This window comes from Nocardia sp. Tas62D01 (genome assembly GCF_055232035.1).
In genome coordinates this window covers 6,812,883-6,832,246 of the sequence record NZ_JBUYUZ010000001.1, presented here as the reverse complement: position 1 = coordinate 6,832,246, position 19,364 = coordinate 6,812,883, and the positions used below count along the sequence as shown (strand labels likewise).

General features: G+C 63.8%; 26 protein-coding genes and 1 pseudogene. 7 read left to right on the top strand and 20 right to left on the bottom strand.

Translation table 11 applies throughout. From position 1 onward, the window contains the following. Positions 1–12 precede the first annotated feature (12 nt). The 4 genes and pseudogenes from ACV7NQ_RS32650 to ACV7NQ_RS32635 form a co-directional block, all read right to left on the bottom strand. Positions 13–651: a transposase domain-containing protein gene (locus ACV7NQ_RS32650; protein ID WP_463365557.1), complete on the bottom strand. Its 639-nt coding sequence runs from the start codon at positions 649–651 to the stop codon at positions 13–15. A gap of 742 nt (positions 652–1,393) precedes the next feature. Beyond that, complete coding sequence (locus tag ACV7NQ_RS32645) at positions 1,394–1,687, bottom strand: hypothetical protein (RefSeq protein WP_463363075.1); 294 nt, start codon at positions 1,685–1,687, stop codon at positions 1,394–1,396. A gap of 108 nt (positions 1,688–1,795) precedes the next feature. Then, complete coding sequence (locus ACV7NQ_RS32640; RefSeq protein ID WP_463365907.1) at positions 1,796–2,338, bottom strand: transposase domain-containing protein; 543 nt, start codon at positions 2,336–2,338, stop codon at positions 1,796–1,798. Between the two features lie 59 nt (positions 2,339–2,397). Beyond that, positions 2,398–3,138: pseudogene (locus ACV7NQ_RS32635) on the bottom strand (IS66 family transposase); the annotation flags it as partial. A 146-nt stretch (positions 3,139–3,284) separates the two neighbouring features. Between ACV7NQ_RS32635 and ACV7NQ_RS32630 the strand changes: the two are divergent. Further along, positions 3,285–3,545, top strand: a complete 261-nt coding sequence (locus ACV7NQ_RS32630) for a hypothetical protein (protein ID WP_463363074.1) — start codon at positions 3,285–3,287, stop codon at positions 3,543–3,545. Between the two features lie 136 nt (positions 3,546–3,681). Here ACV7NQ_RS32630 and ACV7NQ_RS32625 read toward each other — a convergent pair whose 3' ends face one another. The 5 genes from ACV7NQ_RS32625 to ACV7NQ_RS32605 all read right to left on the bottom strand — a co-directional run bounded on the left by ACV7NQ_RS32625 (position 3,682) and on the right by ACV7NQ_RS32605 (position 6,343). Next, positions 3,682–3,978: a hypothetical protein gene (locus tag ACV7NQ_RS32625; protein WP_463363073.1), complete on the bottom strand. Its 297-nt coding sequence runs from the start codon at positions 3,976–3,978 to the stop codon at positions 3,682–3,684. A gap of 15 nt (positions 3,979–3,993) precedes the next feature. Continuing rightward, positions 3,994–5,130 carry a hypothetical protein gene (locus ACV7NQ_RS32620; RefSeq protein WP_463363072.1) on the bottom strand — a complete coding sequence of 379 codons (1,137 nt, stop codon included), beginning with the start codon at positions 5,128–5,130 and terminating at the stop codon, positions 3,994–3,996. Positions 5,131–5,376: 246 nt separating this feature from the next. Continuing rightward, positions 5,377–5,676: a WXG100 family type VII secretion target gene (locus ACV7NQ_RS32615; protein ID WP_463363071.1), complete on the bottom strand. Its 300-nt coding sequence runs from the start codon at positions 5,674–5,676 to the stop codon at positions 5,377–5,379. Beyond that, positions 5,673–6,011 (bottom strand): ESX-1 secretion-associated protein, encoded by a 339-nt coding sequence (locus ACV7NQ_RS32610; protein ID WP_463363070.1) that lies wholly within the window; start codon positions 6,009–6,011, stop codon positions 5,673–5,675. Before ACV7NQ_RS32610 ends, ACV7NQ_RS32615 begins: the two co-directional genes overlap by 4 nt. A gap of 140 nt (positions 6,012–6,151) precedes the next feature. Next, a complete protein-coding gene (locus ACV7NQ_RS32605) occupies positions 6,152–6,343 on the bottom strand; it encodes a hypothetical protein (protein WP_463363069.1) in 192 nt (63 codons plus the stop codon). Here ACV7NQ_RS32605 and ACV7NQ_RS32600 point away from each other — a divergent pair. Both ACV7NQ_RS32600 and ACV7NQ_RS32595 read left to right on the top strand, forming a co-directional pair. Then, the gene (locus ACV7NQ_RS32600) at positions 6,342–6,644 is read left to right on the top strand and encodes a DUF2326 domain-containing protein (protein WP_463363068.1); all 303 of its coding nucleotides are present in this window, start codon (positions 6,342–6,344) and stop codon (positions 6,642–6,644) included. The genes ACV7NQ_RS32605 and ACV7NQ_RS32600 overlap by 2 nt on opposite strands. A 44-nt stretch (positions 6,645–6,688) precedes the next feature. Then, positions 6,689–6,835 carry a hypothetical protein gene (locus tag ACV7NQ_RS32595; protein WP_463363067.1) on the top strand — a complete coding sequence of 49 codons (147 nt, stop codon included), beginning with the start codon at positions 6,689–6,691 and terminating at the stop codon, positions 6,833–6,835. Positions 6,836–6,962: 127 nt separating this feature from the next. On the opposite strand, the gene ACV7NQ_RS32590 is transcribed toward ACV7NQ_RS32595, so the two are convergent. Beyond that, positions 6,963–7,340 (bottom strand): hypothetical protein, encoded by a 378-nt coding sequence (locus tag ACV7NQ_RS32590; protein ID WP_463363066.1) that lies wholly within the window; start codon positions 7,338–7,340, stop codon positions 6,963–6,965. Positions 7,341–7,365: 25 nt separating this feature from the next. After that, a complete protein-coding gene (locus ACV7NQ_RS32585) occupies positions 7,366–7,860 on the bottom strand; it encodes a hypothetical protein (protein WP_463363065.1) in 495 nt (164 codons plus the stop codon). Between the two features lie 191 nt (positions 7,861–8,051). Here ACV7NQ_RS32585 and tnpC point away from each other — a divergent pair, with 191 nt between their 5' ends. Further along, a complete protein-coding gene (gene tnpC / locus ACV7NQ_RS32580) occupies positions 8,052–9,542 on the top strand; it encodes an IS66 family transposase (protein WP_463365536.1) in 1,491 nt (496 codons plus the stop codon). A gap of 34 nt (positions 9,543–9,576) precedes the next feature. Here the strand turns inward: tnpC and ACV7NQ_RS32575 are convergent, their stop codons facing one another. From ACV7NQ_RS32575 to ACV7NQ_RS32550, 6 genes are all read right to left on the bottom strand, one after another. After that, positions 9,577–10,371, bottom strand: coding sequence for a hypothetical protein (locus ACV7NQ_RS32575; RefSeq protein WP_463363064.1), 795 nt, complete (start codon positions 10,369–10,371; stop codon positions 9,577–9,579). Between the two features lie 6 nt (positions 10,372–10,377). Then, entirely contained in the window at positions 10,378–10,683 is a 306-nt protein-coding gene (locus ACV7NQ_RS32570) for a WXG100 family type VII secretion target (protein WP_463363063.1), read from the bottom strand. After that, positions 10,683–11,027 (bottom strand): WXG100 family type VII secretion target, encoded by a 345-nt coding sequence (locus tag ACV7NQ_RS32565; protein ID WP_463363062.1) that lies wholly within the window; start codon positions 11,025–11,027, stop codon positions 10,683–10,685. The genes ACV7NQ_RS32570 and ACV7NQ_RS32565 overlap by 1 nt, the downstream gene beginning before the upstream one ends. A 385-nt stretch (positions 11,028–11,412) precedes the next feature. Then, on the bottom strand, positions 11,413–12,015 hold the full coding sequence (locus ACV7NQ_RS32560) for a hypothetical protein (protein ID WP_463365906.1): 603 nt from the start codon (positions 12,013–12,015) through the stop codon (positions 11,413–11,415). Between the two features lie 457 nt (positions 12,016–12,472). Continuing rightward, positions 12,473–13,084 (bottom strand): PIN domain-containing protein, encoded by a 612-nt coding sequence (locus tag ACV7NQ_RS32555; protein ID WP_463363061.1) that lies wholly within the window; start codon positions 13,082–13,084, stop codon positions 12,473–12,475. A 49-nt stretch (positions 13,085–13,133) separates the two neighbouring features. After that, positions 13,134–13,586, bottom strand: coding sequence for a helix-turn-helix domain-containing protein (locus tag ACV7NQ_RS32550; RefSeq protein WP_463363060.1), 453 nt, complete (start codon positions 13,584–13,586; stop codon positions 13,134–13,136). Between the two features lie 126 nt (positions 13,587–13,712). Here ACV7NQ_RS32550 and ACV7NQ_RS32545 point away from each other — a divergent pair, with 126 nt between their 5' ends. Together ACV7NQ_RS32545 and ACV7NQ_RS32540 are read left to right on the top strand one after the other, a co-directional pair. Beyond that, the gene (locus ACV7NQ_RS32545) at positions 13,713–14,576 is read left to right on the top strand and encodes a D-alanyl-D-alanine carboxypeptidase family protein (RefSeq protein WP_463363059.1); all 864 of its coding nucleotides are present in this window, start codon (positions 13,713–13,715) and stop codon (positions 14,574–14,576) included. A 274-nt stretch (positions 14,577–14,850) separates the two neighbouring features. Then, the gene (locus ACV7NQ_RS32540) at positions 14,851–15,147 is read left to right on the top strand and encodes a TetR/AcrR family transcriptional regulator C-terminal domain-containing protein (protein ID WP_463363058.1); all 297 of its coding nucleotides are present in this window, start codon (positions 14,851–14,853) and stop codon (positions 15,145–15,147) included. A gap of 124 nt (positions 15,148–15,271) precedes the next feature. Here the strand turns inward: ACV7NQ_RS32540 and ACV7NQ_RS32535 are convergent, their stop codons facing one another. Further along, positions 15,272–16,711 carry an NF041680 family putative transposase gene (locus ACV7NQ_RS32535; RefSeq protein WP_463358523.1) on the bottom strand — a complete coding sequence of 480 codons (1,440 nt, stop codon included), beginning with the start codon at positions 16,709–16,711 and terminating at the stop codon, positions 15,272–15,274. Positions 16,712–16,973: 262 nt separating this feature from the next. On the opposite strand from ACV7NQ_RS32535, the gene ACV7NQ_RS32530 reads away from it, so the two are divergent. After that, a complete protein-coding gene (locus ACV7NQ_RS32530; RefSeq protein WP_463363057.1) occupies positions 16,974–18,440 on the top strand; it encodes an alpha/beta fold hydrolase in 1,467 nt (488 codons plus the stop codon). A gap of 50 nt (positions 18,441–18,490) precedes the next feature. Here the strand turns inward: ACV7NQ_RS32530 and ACV7NQ_RS32525 are convergent, their stop codons facing one another. Together ACV7NQ_RS32525 and ACV7NQ_RS32520 are read right to left on the bottom strand one after the other, a co-directional pair. Beyond that, positions 18,491–18,727 (bottom strand): hypothetical protein, encoded by a 237-nt coding sequence (locus tag ACV7NQ_RS32525; RefSeq protein ID WP_463366128.1) that lies wholly within the window; start codon positions 18,725–18,727, stop codon positions 18,491–18,493. Positions 18,728–18,908: 181 nt separating this feature from the next. Then, positions 18,909–19,364 carry a VOC family protein gene (locus tag ACV7NQ_RS32520; protein WP_463363056.1) on the bottom strand — a complete coding sequence of 152 codons (456 nt, stop codon included), beginning with the start codon at positions 19,362–19,364 and terminating at the stop codon, positions 18,909–18,911.

Below are 19,364 nucleotides of genomic sequence, written 5' to 3'. Positions count from 1 at the left end.
CGAGTAACCAGATCAGTTCGGCCGCGCGGTGCGTTCACCGGTGCCCTTGCCCACGACCGGCCCGATCACCGCGCCCAGGCTCACATGCGAGCCGCATTCGGTCAACGTCACCACCCGTGCCTGTGGCAACACTCCCTTGCTCGGTTTACCGAATTCCGTTGCGTTGGCCTCGGTGTCGGCCACGTCGAACACCATGCCATCAATCGAGACCAGCCTGCGTCGCGCGTAGAACGCGTCCAGGGTCAGCCGCGACGCCACCGGCACCGCGATCCGCTCGAACAGTGTTTTCATCGGCTCGAACCCCAGCCGCTGCCGGGCCTGGGTGATCCCACCCGAGGTCGGCAAACTCCACTTCGGATCCCAACAACGCCAAAGCCGCAGCGGCCCAACCAGTTTCCGCATCACCCCCTCGTAGTCCACACCTGCGAACAACGCCAACGCGACCACGAAATACATCACCAAATGCGGCGGCAACGTCCCACCACGACGCTTGGGCGCCTTGCCGTGCTCGGAAATCGCCATCTCCACCGCATCACGGTCCACCACAGCGGTCAACACACCCAACAACACCTGATCGATCAACGACACCGCACCCACATCCACCACGTCGGCGACGCTAACCCCAGCACCGACACGATCCGGCACCGACACGCCCAAAAACGCTCCACACCAACCAGTCTCACAGACCAACCAGCTGGCACTACATCGCAATCATGCCGATGACCTGCGAAAACACGTCAAGCTAAGTGGCATTGGGCCAAGGCCCACGCAAAGAGGGCATCATTGAAGGACACGGCAGAGCCGTCGACGGTCCGCCACGTGCCGGGCGTCGCGCTGGTGGATTCACTCACCCGGACACGCTATCGCCCCTCCTTTCTACCTTCGCCATCGACCGAAAGCAGTCCCTTGCGGGTGGAGCCCAACGCTGGGTCGACACCGACGTCCACTCGGCCTCGCCGATCGAGTTGTGCTGGACGCTCATTCGCCATTGCCTACGATTGGATCGCGCCCACCATCCGGCGCCTGTATTCGAGCCTTGATGCCAGCGTGTTCTTCGAGGAGACAGAGGAGATTGGCGCCATCGATGAGCTCGATGGGTTTGTTATTTGCGAATTTAAACGAGGCGACTTTCATCGGCAATGCCACTTAGCTTGTACCTGACAGTGCTTTGACCTGCGGTTTCCCTGTTGTTGTGGTGATGAAGCTGTGGTTGGCGAGACGGACGGTGGCGGGGCCGTTGTGTCGGGTTCCTTTGTGGCCCAGGCGTTTCACCGGGTAGCTGTTGTGTCGGGCGCGTTTGACGACGCGGGGGTAGTCGCGGTGGCGGATCGGGTTGAGGTTGCGTCGGCCGGTGGTCTCGGCACCGAGTTCGGCGCGCGCCTGTTGCTGGTGGTCAGGGGGAAAAGGCTTCCGGATCGGCGAGCCTGTCGCTGATGATGCGGAAGGTGTTCGTGAATTTGACCCGGTCGGGGTCGATGCCGGTTTCCTCGGCGGCTTGGCAGATGGACGCGCAGACCGCGTAGTGGGCGAGCGGGTAGCCGTAGATCTCCTGACGCACCATCTCGGGACTCTTCGACCGCAAAACCCTTGCAGGACCGCGCATCTGGGTTTTGATCTCCTTGTTCGCCGCCTCGTGTTGCCACCGCTGACGGTAGGCCTCGGCGAGCATCGGGGCCGGGGCCTTCATCAGGTCGAGATGCTGGTGAGCAGGCAGATCAGGTCCCCGGAGCCTCGATCGGGCACCTCGCACTCGACCGCCCGCGCCAACCGCGCCCGGTCGGATGTGTCGGCGAGGTCATCCCCGGCGCGAGCACGTTCGAGCAGCCGCGCCCGTTCGAGTTTGCCGACACCGGGCGCGAACAACACGGTCAGATACGAGCCGTCCCCGCAGCCGGACACGACCGGCAACGCCATGATGTCGCCGAGCCGCCACAACACCGCGGCGCCGGTCTCCACGGCCTGGCACCACAGGTCGAAACTGTAGAACCCCTGGTCGCACACCAACATCATGTCCCGGGCGAGCAACGGGATCAGCCTCCTTGACCGGCTCGAACCCCAACCGCTGCCGTGCCTGGGTAATCGCCCCCGACGTCGGGAACCGCCACGCCGGATCCCAGGACCGCCAAAGCAGCAGCGGGTCGAGAACCTCGGTCGCGATCGTGGACCGGTCCAGCGCGCGGGCTTGGTGTGCGGCGGTGTTGAGCTCGTACAACGCGTCCAAAGCCGCTTTCGGCCAGGCGTTGGTCGGGTCGGCCTCGCTGGCGGCGACGAGTTCGCGGGCGATGTGGGCGCCGCACAACGCGTGTATGGCAGCGGCGTAATCCTCGCCGTCATACACCGACAGCGAGTCATGCAGCACACCCCGGTATAGGCGGGCAGGATACCGAATTCGTTGACCGCGACCCGGCCCCTCGACTTGTGCAGAAAGTAGGAGGTCAGTGTCGCTGTCGAGGCGACATGCAGCCACATCTTCGTGCCGTTGACGTTGATCGTGGTCTCATCGACATGCAGCAGGTAGGCCCGGACCAGCTGCGCCCGGATCAAAGCGTCGGTATCGACGAGCGCTTCTCCGGTCGCCGCGATTACCGAGCTGATCCATCCCGTCGACGGGCGCGCGCCGGTTATATCGGCGATCAACTCGGCGGCACGAGCAAACGGAACATGCTGATACACAACGAGATAGGTAGCCAACGCCCGCAAGCGCGGGCCGTACTGAACCGGGGCGCTCACCCCCTCCGGGGCGTCGGCTTGTGTGAGGTGACCGCACCCGCACCGCACCGAATGCAGCCGATGCTCGAACGCCATCGCACCGACCACCTCAGGGATGTCGACAACCTGCCGCGCGGACACCTTCCCCGACTCCCGACCGGCCAGATCGTTGCCACAACCACCACATGCAGGCGGAACGTAATCCAACCCGTCGTCGGGAGAATCGCTGCGCCGCAACGTGAAACCCTGCTCGCCTGACTGTTTGCCGGGTTTGCGGTCGGCCTTGCGCTGTTGCGCACGAGACAGACTGCGGTTCAACCGATCACCCGACGGCGGGCGCGAGGAGTTTTGCGAGTTCTGACCCAGACGCCGCTTGAGCTCCGCGACTTCCGCCTGCAACTCGCCGATCAACCGCGCCTGCTCAGCCACCACCACAAGCAACTGCTCGTAGGTGGGCGCGGGATCGGACACCGAGCAAGCCCATCAGTAGCCACACCCGCAGTCAAGCCGCCACACCGACCAAACAGCCAGTCACACAGGCTGAATGGTTACCACAGAACTGGGATGAGATCCGAATGCGCTCGCTGGCAAAGAGATACGGATACGACCTCGCGAAGACCATCGTGTTCACCCCACGAACCCTCGACCCGATCACCCGGTTGATCACCATCGTCCGCCGGACCGACACCGAAGCCGTCTTCACACCCCACCTGAGACACCTCGGAGCCGAGATACCAATCGTCCTGGCCAGCACCTGCGACGTGATCACCGTCGATGACGAGAACACCTACGCAAGATCGCATTTCGGCTGTTCGCTACCAAACCGCGGCAGATGATCGCTGTGGGGAACCCCCGCTGGCCGCGAAGGTACCGTTCACAAGGGCTACCATGCCGGGCACCCGGATGCGCAAATTCGCCGCCTCGCGCTGCGCGCAGGACCGGCTGCAGCAATGGCGGAAAACGCTCACGACTTCAGTCCCCACTGAACCAAAGATACCCATTCCTACGGATAGCGGTTTCGGCGGCGTCGCGCAATACGACGAGCATCTCCGCTTCTTTGTCATTGTTCGGCGACAGGTTTTCTAGTTCGTCCAAGAGCATGGTCAGCTGGGTTGTGTTGAACATTGTGTCCGCGTGCGCGTGAAGACCCCGAAGCATTGAGCCTGCCGGAGCATTCCCGCGATACCTGACAAGCGTATCGTCCGCGTCCCCATATGCCAGGTCGATCCGTTCGTGGATTTGATTTTGAATAATTATGTCGATTCCCAATTCAACTCCTAGCATCTACGGTATCGGATACATGGTAATAATGCCGCCGAATCGGTCGGTAATGATCTTGTATCGGCTGGCGGCGTAACCACCCAACTGCTCTGACACACTGCCGATGACTTTACCGGCGTCAACTTCGCGTTCGAAATTGCCGTCGTGGTTCGGTCCTCGTGCCGGTGAGTTTTCGGCCGCCTCGGCCAGCTCGTCGAGCGCCTCGCCGGTCATCGTGTCAGGCCAGGTGCCCTTTGAAGGATTATAATTGGGAGCGCCTTTGACATGCTTCCCAAGGATGTACTTTTCAACTTCATCAGTCATACCCGGAGCGGGGTTGCCCGGAGCCAGCGGCAAGTTCTCGAATTCGTCTGCGGCGTCGATGAACACCTTCATGCCGATAATCGCGATGAGTTTCGCGGCATCAGCGAAGGTGGGGACTTTGTCGAACGCGGTGACCGTGAAGGCTGCGGCGCCCGCCACTGCTGCCGCCGTGCCGATTATTTTGATGAGTTTGCTTGTGTCGTAGGCGCTTTTGAGCACCCTGGCGGTGTTGCCGGCAATGACGACCACACCGGCGCCGGCGGCGACGTCGCTGAGGGCGGCGGTGATCCAGGTGGCCGCGATACCGATGACGACAGTGGCTCCGGCCGCTATCAGGGCGTTGGTGACCGCGTCCCGGAATTTTTCGCGGACCTCGGAGGTGGCGCTGCTGTATTCCGCGACGGGTGCGGCGAGGTTCAGGGATGCGGAGGCGAGGTGGGTGGCGCCACCGTTGAGGGTGGTGAGGTGTCCGAAGAGGGGGTCGAGGCCTTTCTTGTCCTGGATGTCGTTGAAAAGGTTGCTGATCTCGGTGATCCGAGCACTGGCACCTTTGATGGTGGTGTGTTCGGCGAACGTTTTCCACGTGGATGCGGCCTTGGCGAGCTTGTCTTTGTTGCCATTGGGCAGCTTGCCTCCGAATTCGTCCTGGATCTTTCCGACCAGGGCGTCGTAGAAGCCTGGGACACTGCCGTCGCCCTCGGTGACACCGTCACCGTTCTTGCCGACCGAGGTCGGGATCGACACCTTGTGCTCCGACATCGCCGACACGGTGGGACGGTCGGGCATCGGGTTGGATTTATTGGCCAGCGCCCAGTTGTACCCGGCGGCGGCGAGCATGTACCCCATGTTGGTGAGGGCATCGGCCAGATTCGTGCAGGTCTGCATCGTCTCCTGGGCGACGCGATCGTAGGTCTTCCCCCACTGTTCACAGCCCGCCGTGTCACCGGCCATACCCGCGCACTCACTTTTGACCGCATCGTGGACCGGTTTGTCTGCGGTACGAAGATCAGTGGCGAGGGAGTGGCATTTCTTGGCGGCGTCGTAGTAAGTCTGCCAGTCGATGACCAGTACACCCATGTTGTTCTATCCCCCGGAGAACATCTTGTAGTTCGTGTCGACGGCGGTGGTGTAGCGCGCGTGGGCTGCCTTGGCCGCGTCGCTCATGTCCTTCACACCCTCGACGAATTCCCTTGCCCCAGTGACCCATTGAGCGTGGGACTCGGTATATGCCTGGGCGGCAACGCCTTCCCAGCCGCTACCGGCCAGGGTGGCGACCCGATCGTCGATCTCATCGAGATGCTCGCCGATGAACCCGGCCAGCCCCGACAGGCGGGCCACGATCTCATCGAGATAGTCCAGATCGACCGAAAACTGGGAGCTCATGGCAGATCCAAACTCGAAGTGTTCAATACAGCGGCGTTGCTCTCATCTCGGGCCTGGTAGGTGTCGGCGGTGACGCCCAGCTTCTCCGCCATGCCGGTCAGGGCGGTCATGATCCGGGAACCGCCGTCACGCACTTCTGTCCAGCCCTCAGAGAATTCCGTGGCCGCATCACCGGTCCAGCTACCATCAGTCAGCGAAGCGACATCCTTAGCCGCGGAGTCCAGTGCCGATCGCAGTGCTTCGGCCAACTCGTAGACGTACTTGCCGACCTCGCGCACCTTCTCGGGCACCACCGAGAGGTTCTGGCCAGAGGCTGGTGTCCCCCCATCACTCATGACGCGAATCCTAACCGATGCCCGTTGGTGACAGCGCATAGAGCGAGGTGGGAGATCTTGGTCGGTTGCGGGCCGCCGGCACCCGTGGGGGACTTCGGCGGCGATAATGATTAAGCCTCGATCCCTGGATGGGTGCGCTATTAGGGGCCGAATGCCGTCATGTACAGATCTGTCTTCCCCGTGCGGGCTGCGAACTCCTGTGCCGCTCGGACATGGTCGGCCGCTGCGGGGTAGTTCAGCGTCCGGGCGTCCTTGATCGCGCTGGCCAGCGCGCTCGAGCCTCGAATCTCGGGTGACGCTAGCTCCGGGGTGCGAAGCGTCGAGACATTCATGCTCGACCTCGTCTGCACGCTCGCCGCGATCAAGGCCGGGGGGCGAGGACCACGAATCCTCGTCCACGACAGCCACTTATTCGATGCGATCGACTCACGTCAGGTGGCATCCTGCCTGAACATCGGAGCCCGGCTCGCCAATGAACACGGATTCCAGTACATCGTGGCGCTCAACTCCGACTTCCTCGACAGCGTCGAAGCGCAGAGCGACAGAGCTTTCGACGCCGGGCCCTACATTCTCGACCAGCGACTGACCGACGAGACAGACACCGGCGGGCTGTTCGGCTTTCGTTTCGATTAGTCCCAAGTGCGTCTGGTCGTGAACGCCCCGAGCAGGTCATGCGCATGACACGCACCCGCACGAATCGCGCCACCGAGAAACGATCAATCGAAACCGTGTACACGATCATCATCCTGTCGACTACCGACGCCAGACCCGAGCAGATAGCAGGATTCCTCGTCGGCGTCGCCGCTGGCGCGATTTTCACCTAGCGCCCGCGGTTACGGCAGATTCATGGTCGTCAGTTGAGCGAAACAGCCCGTCAAGCACCTCACGCGCCACCACCAACCATTCGCCCGTGTTCCTCGGCACGTGTCCGGGAGAGATCGGCCGGTGGCGTCAACTGGTTCGGAGAACCTCGATCTGGGCCGGTTCCGGCAGAGCGCGAGGGCGCTCATCAGTATACCAGGCGTACTCGATGCCACTGAGCCACCCGTTCTCGACCCACAGGATGACTTCGCCGACCGGTGATCCGTTGCGGTCGGTGACCGCGCCATTGGCGAAGATCCCATCGGCGGAGCCGGCTGCCTGCGCGGCCCCCGGCCGCACAGCCAGATCGACGCTGGGTGACCCGACGCCCCAGGTCGCGACGACCTGCGTATACGGGATCTGCGTCCGGAACTCGTCAGCGCCAGCACCGCCGACGGACAGCAGTTTGGTGACGACATCGGATTCGAGGTCGGTCAGCGGTCGTGGCTGAATGGGTGTGGTGCTCATCGATCTCCTCGGATCCTTCGCTGTGTCAGGGAATGTAGGCGGTGCCGATTTTGAACACACCGTCGATCATCGCGCCGCGAATATGAACGGTCTCACCATTGATGGTGCGCACCAGAGGATTCGAAGCATTGTATACGCCGTTGGGAACCCCCTGAACACTCTCGATGATCTTGGTCATCGTCGCCTCTTCGCCGCCCAGTGACTTCACGAGATTGTCCAACTTGTGCTTCGGCACGAAGACATGGCCCATCGCCTCCTTGTCGAGCGCGTAATCCAGAGAGCTCTTGAGCTTGTCGCGTGCGGCCTTGGCGATATCGGCTGTGCGTTGCGCGAGGAGGTCGGCAATGCGCTGGATTGCGGCGCGTCTGGCATCGAGATCGTCGCCAGTTTGGGCGACTTTCTCGACGAATTTGGCTGCGCGTTTGGCGGCGAGGACGCGGTCGACATACTTCTTCATCTTCAGCGCGAGCTTGCCCGCCTTGGCGGCAGCGATGGCGGCGGTGCCGAATCCGGCTGTCAAGGCGCCCGCGATGAGCCCGAGGAGTAGCTATTCAGCTGTCCCCCTTGGGGTTTGATGGCGTGTCGGTTGGATTGTGATGGCCTGTCGGGCATAGTGGCGGGGTGTCTGGAGCGTCGTCGGTTGAGCAGCTCGTTGAGCGGGTGGCCGAGTTGACGGCGCAGGTGAGGGTGGTGCTGGCCGAGAACGCGGAGTTGCGGGCCGCGAATGCGGAGTTGCGGGCCGCGAATGTGGAGTTGGGTTCGGAGAACACAGAGTTGAAGGCGCTGGTGGGGTCGCAGTCCGAACAGGCTGCGGCGCAGGCGGATCGGATCGCAGTGCTGGAGCGGCGGTTGGCTGCGGATTCGTCGAACTCGGGGTGGTCGTCGGGGTCGGACTCGCCCTATGACAAGAAACCGGCCAAGAAGCGGTCGTCGCGGACCCGGTCGGGGCGGTCGGCGGGTAAGCAGAAAGGCTCGGCAGGCACGTCGCGGCCACTGCACGATGACCCGAACCACACGATCCGGTTGGAACCGCCCCGCTGCCAGGGGTGTTCGTGTTCGCTCGACGGTGCCGCCGAGGTCGCCTGCGAACGCCGCCAGGTCGTGGACACGGCACCGGCGGCGGCGCCGGTGATCACCGAGTATCGGCGTATCGCCCGCGAATGCGGGTGCGGGACAGTGACTGCCGGTGACTGGGCCGATGCGGCACCCGAGCATGTCGCGGTGATCGCGGCGGCGGGGTCGCCGGTGCGGATCGGGCCGGTGGCTCTGGCCCGGGCGGCGTTGCTGACCTGCGGGCATTACCTACCGATCGGGCGGAGCCGGGATCTGTTCGTCGCACTGTGCGGCCTCGATATTTCGACTGGCTGGCTGGCAGGGGTGCGTGGCCGCGCCGCGCGGCTGCTGGAACGACAGTTCTCCGTCCACATGCGAACTCTGCTGGCCACCGCGCCGGTGTTGCATGCCGACGAAACCACCGGCCGCGCCGCCGCGGAGTTGAAGTACGTGCACGTCGCCTGCACCGACTATCTGACGTTGATGCACGTCGGTGGCCGCTCCGCCGACGATATTGATGCCGGTGGTGTGCTCGGCGAGTTCACCGGGGTACTGGTCCGCGACGGCTACGCCGGGTACGCGCACCTCAAAGCGGCCCACGCGTGGTGCGGTGCGCACCTGCTGCGCGACTTGCGGTCGATCCACGATGCCGATCCAGCCGGGCAGGTATGGGCGAAAGCGATGATCGACTGCCTGCTCGACGCCCACACCGCCGCTGGCCGGGCCCGCGCCGCTGAGGCATCGGCTCTCGACGCCGACACCCTCACCGGGATCCGCCGCGCCTACGCCGGTGCGATCGGGCTGGGCCGCGACGACAACCGTGACCGGAAAACTACCTTGGCCGCCGACGCCCGCAAGCTGGTGGCCCGGTTCACCCGCTACGAAGACATGATCTTGCGGTTCGCGACCGACCTGACCGTCCCGTTTTCGAACAACGAAGCCGAAAGAACGCTCCGACCAGTCAAAATACAGCAACGAACCAGTGGTGGAGCATGGCGAACCTTGCAGGGAATCACCGACTTCGCGATCGTCACTTCCTACCTCGACACCGCCCATAAATGGGGCCTCGACAAACTCGACGCCCTCACCCAACTGTTCACCACCGGTCCGTGGCTACCGCCTGCCCTCACACCCGCAGCCGCCCCATAACCACGCACGCATACCACACCGACCACCGAAAACCTCACCACCCCAGGTGAATAGCTACCCCGAGGACGACCGTTTCGGCGACTTCCTGGGCGAGGTCCTTCGCGAGATCGACCAGCAACTGGCCGAGCTGTGTCCGGAATTCCAGGATCGCGGAACGGTGCTCGCGGCAGGACTTGGCGAGGTCCTTGTAGAGGGTGAGGACCCCTTCGGCCGACTTCTTCAGTTCGCGAATGTCCTCATCGACATATGCTGCGTCGGGCGTGGTTTCGCTTTCGAAGGATTTCGCGAGCCGGTCCAGCAGGGTCGGCAGGTTGCCGATACCCGACTCGGCGGCAAATTTGTCCCAGGTGTCCGCGGCGGTCTGCAGATCGTTCGGTTCGCCGTCGGGCATCGAAACGCCGAATTCCTCGAGCGCCGACACTGCGAATCCGATGTCGTCGAACAGACCGCTGCCAGGGCCACCTGCCGAAGGTGGGGGCGCCAGGCACGGAGCCCACGCCGGGGCGAGCTGGGTCGGTTTGGCCGGTTCCGGCCGTCCGGTGCTGGCGACGTAATCGGCCAGAGCATGGTTGTAGCCGAGCTCCCGCAGGATGTTGGAGTAGTTGCCCATCGCGGTGATGAGCAGCTGGGTCATGCTCATCGCCGTCATGACGGTCGAATCGTAGGAGGTAGCCCACGCCTTGGATTCGCCGACGTTGCCGCCCATGTTGGCGGTATCGCTCAAGGCGGCGATCTGCGTGGAGTACACCCGCTGATACTCGGTGGCATAGGAATGCAACGACGCCCCGGCAAGCGAGTACACGGTGGGATCGACTACCAGGGTCGTCATGAGGTGCTACGCCCTGCCCAGCATCGAGAGGTTCGCGGCGATGGCGGCGTTGTATCTGCCGTGAGCGTCCTGGACTGCCTGCCGCATAGTTGCGATACCGTCGGCGACATCGGTTGCGCCGGTGTGCCATTCACGGAATGCCTCGGCTTGGGCGTCGGCGGCGGCGCCGTTCCAGTTCCGCTGGACAGCCGAAACCCGTTGCTGCAGCCCGTCGAGGCTGTCGTTGAGAAACCCGATGAACCCGGACACGCGGGTGACGATCTGTTCGAGTTCGTCGAGATCGACGCGGAAAGGTTCTGCGTTGTCAACCATCACAGCTCCGGCAGGTCCAGGGACGTGGTCAGGGCGGAGGTTGCCGCCGCTCGTGCACCGTCCTGGTCCTCGAGGGTCTTGCTCGTGACACCGAGCAGTTCGGCCATGTCGGCCAGCGCGTCGAGGATGGTATCGGCGCCCTGCTTGGTTTCGGTCCAACCCGCGTTGAACGAATCGGCGGAGATGCCACGCCAATTGGACAGCAGCGTCGCGATATCGGTGTCGAGGGAGGTGAGACCGTTGACGAGGGATTCAGCTACCTGCTGAAGGTAGCGTCCGGCGTCGGTGACCTCGTCGGGGACCAGGGCGAAGTCGGTGCTGGTCGAGCCGGGTTGGCTTGTCATACGTCAGTCCTCGAATATCTGGGCAGATCACCATGATTAGACGTGAGGCGATGCGATCCGGTTCCATCGGGTGATGGTGTCGACGCTCACAGCGTTGATGCGCGCCGAGATGATGCTCGGGCGGGATGGATTCGACACTCGGCTGATGCGCCAGCCCTATCCCCGAAAAGTTCCGCGACGACGTCGTGCGTAACCACGGCGACAGGGTCACCGTCGACCAGATCGCCGCCAACTTCGGCGTCCTCCCGAGGACGTCGCGGCTTCCCTTGTCCGTCTGGAAGCGCAGGTCGTACCGCAGACCTGCTGAATCGCAGGCATCATTAGTCCCGGCGGTGAATGGCGGTGAGCATCTCCTCGACGCTCTTCGGTGTCTGAAACGCCATCGCTACGCCTCCGGGTCTAGATGTGCCTCGGGGGCCACAGATCTCATCGCCAACCGCGTCGCCTTGATCACCGCGCGTCCCATCACAAGGTTGCCACCGGCCCCAATCGCCATCCCGGCACCGAACGGCGCCACCCGACCCAGGACCACAATCCCTTGTCGAGCACCGTATCTGGTCACAAAGTTCGCGCCTAGGACTCTATTCACCGAGCGAATGGTGGCGAGTGGAACCGAGTCGGCGAGCAGACGGCCCAGGTGTCCACCTGTTCGACCCGCAGCCTTGCCGACGAAGCCCGAACCGGATCCACCGACGAGGGCCGTCAGCACGACAGCCTTCTGATGCTCGAGGTCGGTGAGTTCGTAGCCGTACAGCCGCAAGACCGACAACACATGTGTAGCAGCGGCTGTCGTGAACCACGCGGCGTCGCCTGCGGTCATCGCCAGTGCCGCACCGGTGCCGACGCCCGGCACCGCGGCCGTCGCACCTGTCGCGGCGCCCGTCGCGGTCACCGTGGACAGCAGGGTCCTCTCGAGCTTCCGCACCAGTTCTTCGGCAGTGGCATCGGGGTGCGCGTGACGAAGGCGATCGACTCGAGCAACGACCAACGGAGATGCCAGCGCCAGCGCACGATCGGTCTTGTAGAGCCCAATTGTGGTCTCCGCCAACGCATTATCATATGCGCCGCCGACCGAACCGATCGAGGAAACCATGCCCGACAGTAGCAGCGCTCTCGTAATCGATCGGAATACTTCGTGCCCCGTCATGCTCTGGATAGCCGAGCAGCTCTTCGGGTTACCCCGAACCATGTTGCGCCACAAGGAGAAATCGTTGCGGCGATCCCACAACCCCCATGCTGGAAGGCTAAAACTCGCCGACCGGAATCACATCGTAGACACCAGGCTAGCGGGCGTAGCACCAACGCAGTCCCTATTCACAAACAAGCGTCCCGGTCGCGAGACGGGCCGATATGACCGCCACCACGCCGACCCCCAGACCGCGCTGCGATGTCAACAACCCTCCAGTCCGTGTCGATTGCGAACCACCCCATCGGTGCCGCCCGAATCATTGATTCGAGACGAAGATCCGACCCACATCCAGCGTCTGGAGGTGTCGCCGCACACGTTCGGCGAAGCCGTCGGCTCCTGCCGCGCGCAGGGCTTCCGGCAGCGCTTTGCCTTTGCGCTCAACCCAGTAGACAAGTTGCTCTTGCGCCACCGCGCGAACAAGCGCAGGCTTCGAGTCGTCGACGAGTTCGAAAAAGGCGTCAGCGCTGTAGACCTCGTAGTTCAGGTCATCGCTGCCATCGAAATCGAAGTCGTCACGGTTCGCCGTCAGGACGATGTCCACCTCCGCGTGGATGGCAGCGCTGTGAACATGGGCGTCGAAGACGTCGGGGTAGGCGAGATCCCGATCGACGGTGTACCGGACGATTTGGCTGTGGTCGCCGAAGGTCTCGATGATGGTTCGCCGTATTCCGCCGACCTGCTGCTCGGCAAGGAATGGGTTCTTCCTGCGGAGGTGGTACAAGGCCTCGGCCATGATGTCCTCGGTCCAGTAGACCTGGAACATCTCGCTACCTCCGCGTAGGTAGAGCAGACAGAGCCAGTCGCGCAGCGTGCGGGAATAGAAGATGTTGGCATCCACCAGAACTCGCTGCACCTGCCTGCCGCCCATGTGGATCATCGTAGCGGGCGCAGGCAGGTCGGCAGCTGGATCTACCGGGTCAGTCCGTGATTCCCCATTGCTCCTCGAGGGCACGCAACTCATCGAAAGCCGCACTCTGACGGGCCAATTGGGCCCGACGGTATTCGATGACATCCCGGCTGAACAGACGAGTGTGCGCACCAACCTTGTGCGACGAAATCTTCTGCTCCCTGACGAGTTTCATCACAGTGGTCCGGGAGATGTTCAGCATCTGCGCGGCCACGGTAGTGGTCACCTCGGCGGGGATGCTGCCGACAGTAACCGTGCAGCCTCGTCCGACGAGATCGATCAGCTGCAGGATCACAGACGTCAGTTCGGCCGGCACAGTCAGCAAGGCATCGGGGCCGTCACCCGCCTGCACAGAAAGCGTCGGCTGGGCATCCCCCAGGAATGCGCGAACGTTACCGGCTTGCTCGACCTCGCGTGTGGTCACCGACACTGTCGCGCGATCACCGCGCAGCAGCGGATCCATGGCCCTCTCCTTCGATTCGGTTGCGGAGCTGGTACATGTAGCAAGCCTAGCGGGCTTCACTTGCATCTACAACGATCTTTCGGTTACAAGTGCAACTTTGCAGGCCGCCGCCGCCGAGCGCTGTTCGTGGTAGCCGGTCATGGCGTCGCGGCCGCCCCCGCCGCAAGCGACGCCCATATTCAGTTGCCCTGGCTGACTCCTGAGCCGGGCGCAGTGCAGGCGTCGGGAGCCGCGCTGGCAGACGGAATCATCGGCACGGTGCTGTGGTCGCGACAGCCGAACACCCCGGTCCCGATAGCCAGCATCGCGAAGGTGATGACGGCGCTGGTCGTGATCAACGCCGGCGACCTCGACCGGACCATTACCGTGCCGCAAGAAATCATCGCCTACGGCACCAAGTACGACGGAAGCAACGCAGGCCTGGTCCCCGGCGAGGTGCTCACCGCGCGACAGCTCCTATACGCGATGATGCTGCCGTCCGGCTGCGACGCCGCCTATACCCTTGCCGAGGCCTACGGGCCCGGCCAAGACGGCTTCATCGCCAAAATGAACGACACCGCGCATCAAATGGGCCTGGCGGGAACACATTTCACCGATCCCAGCGGGCTGCCCGCCCCCACCGACCACTCCACCTACTCCACACCGGCGGACCTGGTGGCCCTCGGTCTGCGTGCGATGAGCCTGCCAGTGTTCCGCGACATCGCCAGGTCGCAGAGCTATCACCTGCCCGCCGGCCCGGGCAACCGCGCTCACCTCTGGCAGACCACGAACTTGCTGCTGCACGACTATCCCGGCACTATCGGCATCAAAACCGGATCCACCGACGCTGCGGGAACCTGCCTGCTGTTCGAGACGGTCAGGGCAGGAATACCGCTGATCGGTGTGGTCCTGCACAGCTCACCCGACAGCGCGGTCGCCGCAAAGGACGACGCCGAGCGCATGTTGAACTGGGCCTACGACCCGATCCTGAACGCGCTGCCGATCAGCTAGCTAGAGCGCCGAATGCGGCAGGCTTGCCTGCGGATCCCGGTGCGCACCATGCCAAGAAGTCCGACGCGGAGGATGTCTGTCTCGAGTCAAGATCTTGGCAGGTTCGGGTGGCCGCAAGTTGATGGCCGAGCCGACGTCACAGGCACTCACGATCGCCGGCACGAGTGAGCGCTCATGCCGATTACCGGTGATCAGGTGCGGTCGCCGACTACGGCGGGTGGAGTCCCGATGACCGGCCCACGTATATTGCACCACCACTCGTGGTAACTCTCAGTTGCCGAGTACAGACCCGAGCCTCAGCGTTCCGGAGATCGACGATCCGACGCACTGGCGCACGGCGACGCAGGAGTGTGCGCAAAGCCTGCGCGCGATGATCCTGCGGCACCCGTGGTTGGCCTCGACGCTCGGCCAGGTCGGACTGTCCTATCTGGGCCCGAACGTGATGCGGCTCAACGGTCGCATGGTCGGGTTGTTCCAGGCGGGCGGATTCCCCGGCGACGAGGCCAGCGACTGCATCGGCACAGTGATCAGCTACGTGGTGGGCATGGCATCACCGAGGCGGCATGGCTGAGCATGCTGGCGCGCAGCGGACAGACTCGATCTGAGTGGGTGTGGGTTACCACAACCGAACCCCCGTATCGGCTACGGTTCACGTCGCACCAACCTGCGTGATCCCTCAGCTTGATTTTTAACCTCTAACTGGCAGCCGTGGTGGTCTTACCGACCGCCTGGTGTGGTGCGCGTCGGATGTTTTTTGCGCCGGGCGGGCGTCCGGGACCCGGCCGTGAGGGTTTCGGCGCGCGGGCCGGAAGAGCGGTTGTCGGGCGGAGGTGGCGAAATCCCCTGCGGACGCGGGCTGGGGTGAGGCGGCTGGGGCTGGTTGGTTTTCTCTCCCAGGGGTGGCGGAGGTCTTCGGTGAGTCCTCGGGCGAGGCGGAGTTGGGTGTGTGCGGCGATGATGAGCCAGGTCCAGCGGTCGGCGGCGGCGGAGTCGCGGATACGCGGCTTGGTCCACCCGAGGGTCTGTTTCAGGAACCGGAAGGTGTGCTCGATGTCGAAGCGCCGCAGGAAGGTTCGCCAGATTCGGTCGATAATGGCGGGGTCGGCGATGTCGGGTTGCGAACACCATAGCCACAGTGGTTTCGGGTTGCGGTCGCCGGGTAGCCGGTCCACCCGAAGCCCGATGACGACGCCCTCGATGATCGGCAGTTCCCCGTCGTGGTAGGCCCAGGATCCTCGGCGGGCGAGTTTGGGGTGCAGACGGTTCCATGCCGTCGCACGCACGGCGCCGTAGCGGTCGGTGTCGGTGGTGGTGACGACAGCGGGCTCGGGATGGGTCCCGGTGTCGGACAACGCGAAGTCGGGGCCGTGCTTGGCGGGACGGCCCCTCTTGCCCGCACGGGGTTCGGCGGGGAAGGCCAGGACGCGGTCGGAGCGTATTCGCCCGATCAGGACCACGGGCAGATCCGCGAGCTCGTATGCCAGGCATGTGATGTCGTAGCCCGCATCGAACACGATCTTGATGTGCGGGTCGCCGGGAACATGGAGGTCGGCGGCTTGCAGGCGTTGCACGACTTCCCGGATCTGGGCGGCGGTGACCTCGGTCGCGTCGTCGTCGGGGTGCAGCCGTATCGCGTCGAGGATCGTGGTCCAAGAGGTCCGGCCGGGCTCCAGCGCGGCGACGTAGGAGAACAGCCAGCCCGGGATCATCTGCGCTTGCCCCCTGCCACGGCCATAGACATGGCAGAACGATCGATCGGGGCTGGTCGCCGCGTCGGGACGCAGCCACGGACTGGCATCGACGGCCAGCATGATCGCACCTTCGTCGTCTCGCCCGACCGTGGTCGTGGCGGTGATCGCGCGCCGGAGCCGGGCGATGTCGATACTTCCGGCGTTCAGACCGTCGTAGAGGGCGCCGTGGCCGCGTCGATATTCCCCGGTCAGACACAGTCCGACCAGCGTGGTGACCGGTCCGTCGTCGCACAGCACCGCGTCGGTGAGTTCGAACAGCGCGTCGGCGCGCGCGGTCAGGCTTTCATAGAACGAATTGCGGAACGCCGCAAGCGATTCCGGTCCCGACGGGCGCGCCGACTCGACCGGACGAAATACTTCGGGCACACTGACAGGCACGGCCACCACAACTTCTCATCAGGCTCTTTAGCGGGAACCCGACGATGATGATGCGGTGGCCGCTCCATGTCACGGCGACACGCCGAAATTCGTCCCTAAATCAACACGGCAGCAACACGTTTCGATGATCGAACCGCTCCAACACCGACCCGGACGGTCGGCGGGCAGTGACCCGGAGGTTAAAAATCAAGCTCAGGTCGAGAGGCGAAGTCTGTTGTCGGTGAACCTGTTCTGGCGTTCGATGTCTGTAGTGGCGGTGTCCCTGCTGATGGCTGTGCCGGCGTACAGCCAGGCGGACCCGGTGGACGACGCGCACCCGATCGGGTTGGACCGGTTCTATCGCCAGCGGCTCGAGTGGAAGCCTTGCGGCGTCGAGAATGTCGACAAGGCCGGTGGCGAGTGCGCGGATGTACTGGTGCCGCTCGACTATGGGAATCCCGACGATCGCACGATGACCGTGGCGATTTCGCGGGTGAAGGCCGGCGATCCGGTGCAGCGGCGGGGAATTCTGCTGTCCAATCCGGGCGGTCCCGGTGCGGAGGGGCTCGACAGTCTGGATCTGCTCGGTGATGTGCTCTCGCCGGAGGTCTTGGCGAGTTACGACCTGATCGGCATGGATCCGCGCGGGGTCGGCGAATCCGGTCGGAGTCCGCGGTGCGGGTGGCCGGTAGGCGAGATGATTCGGTCGGCGGGTCTGGATCCGCTGGGATTCGTGCACGACACCGTTCAGTCCGCGGGGATGGCCGCGACCTGCCTGATTCGTGATCCAAACAAGCTGAGGCAGTTCACCACTCGCAACACCGCGCGTGACATGGACATTGTGCGAGGCGCCCTGGGTGAGGAGAAGGCCAACTTCTACGGCGTGTCCTACGGCACCTACCTCGGGGCCGTGTTCACGCAGATGTTCCCCGAGAGGAGTGACCGCGTCGTGCTCGATAGCACGATCGACCCGGACCGGTACTGGGAGGGCTTGGTTCAGGATTGGGGTCCGGCAGATGAGATCGCGCTGGACGACTGGGCCGGCTGGGTTTCCGGTCGGGACGACGAGTTCCGGCTCGGTGCGACTCCGCAGCAGGTGCGAGCGAAGATCGAGGAGCTCGTTCGTATCGCCGCACGCCAACCGATTGTCATCGATGGGTTTGCCATTGACGATCACTGGCTTCCGTTCATCCTGCACGGATTGCTGATGAACTTCCGGCTGAACGAAGCGATGGCCGCCACTGTGCGGGAGATCGCCGATGCCGCGGGCGGTCCGCCCACTACATCGCGAACACCCCGGCTTCGCGCCATCGTGGAGGCGCTGCGCGACAATGAGAACTCGGTGCTTGCGCAGATCGCCTGCGGCGATGTCGGGGCACCGATTGATCCGACCTGGTACTGGCGCAACATCGAAGAGACCCGGGCCACGCAGCCGGTGTTCGGCGCGCTGGCGAACAACATCCAGCCGTGCGCCTTCTGGCCTCGCCCGGTCGAGCCTGCGACTGTCGTCCGGAATTCGGTGCCCGCGCTCATCTTGCAGGCGACGGGAGACCCCCGAACTCCTTATGCCCACGGCGTCCGATTGCATCAGGACATGTCCGAGTCGCGGATGGTGACGCTGCAGGATGTCCGTATCCACATGACATTCCGGCCCGAACTCAGCGGCTGCGTAAATCACGCGATCAACACATACTTCAGCGTGGGAACCATGCCGGAAACCGACATCACCTGCTACGCGGATCATTCCACGCCCTAGCCCACACCGCTGACCCAGGATGATCGGTCTCATCCGAGCCAGCGAATCGGTCAAGCGGAGACCGTGACAGTTTCGTCGGCGAACTGGGTGCGGTACAACTCCGCATGGCGACCGTCGGCGGCCAACAGCTGAGTGTGGGTGCCGCGCTCCACGATTCGACCGTCCTCGAGCACCAGGATCTGATCGGCCGTGCGAATCGTGGACAGGCGGTGTGCGCGCCCGCCGCCCCGAAGCAACCCGAACCACCGCACCCCGACCTCATGGTGGCGGCCGACGCATAACGTCACCGCGCTCCAGGAACGCGAGCGGACTCCTCTCGAAGGTCAAGCGCGAACCAGACGACCGAAGCGGAAAACTGCGTCCGAATCATACGTGCCGGGAATCTCGCCCGGTCTCGACGCCCACCCCGGAGGAGCCGCCGGTGACGATGGCACGCTTGCCGCTCAGGTTTGCTCTGTCCTCCTCCGTTCAGCAGTCCTCGACGTCCCGGTCAGCGTAGATGCCGTGGAGCATCCCGGTACCCTGACCGATCTCGATGAGGTAGCCGTCGGGGTCGCGGAGATAGCACCGGATCTCGGCCTTGCGGTCGAGTGGTTCGGTAAGGAATTGTGCCCCTTTGGATTTGGCGTCGGAGTAGAACGCGGCGATATCGGCGACCCGCACGTTCAAGAATGACGAGATCGGATCACCTGGCTCCGGGGCAGTCAGGGTGACATCGGGTTTGTCCGGGGTCGGGCCGCCGCCCGGATTCATGATGATCCAACTGTTGGCGACCTTGATGATGGCCGGGTTCTCCTCCAGCACGACCCGACCGCCGAGAATGTCGGCGTAGAAATCGCGCGAGCGAGCCACGTCGCGCACGGCCAGGAAATGCGTCAAGACCAGTCCCTGTTCGGGAGCGGGTAGGTCGTTCCGGTCGGTCAT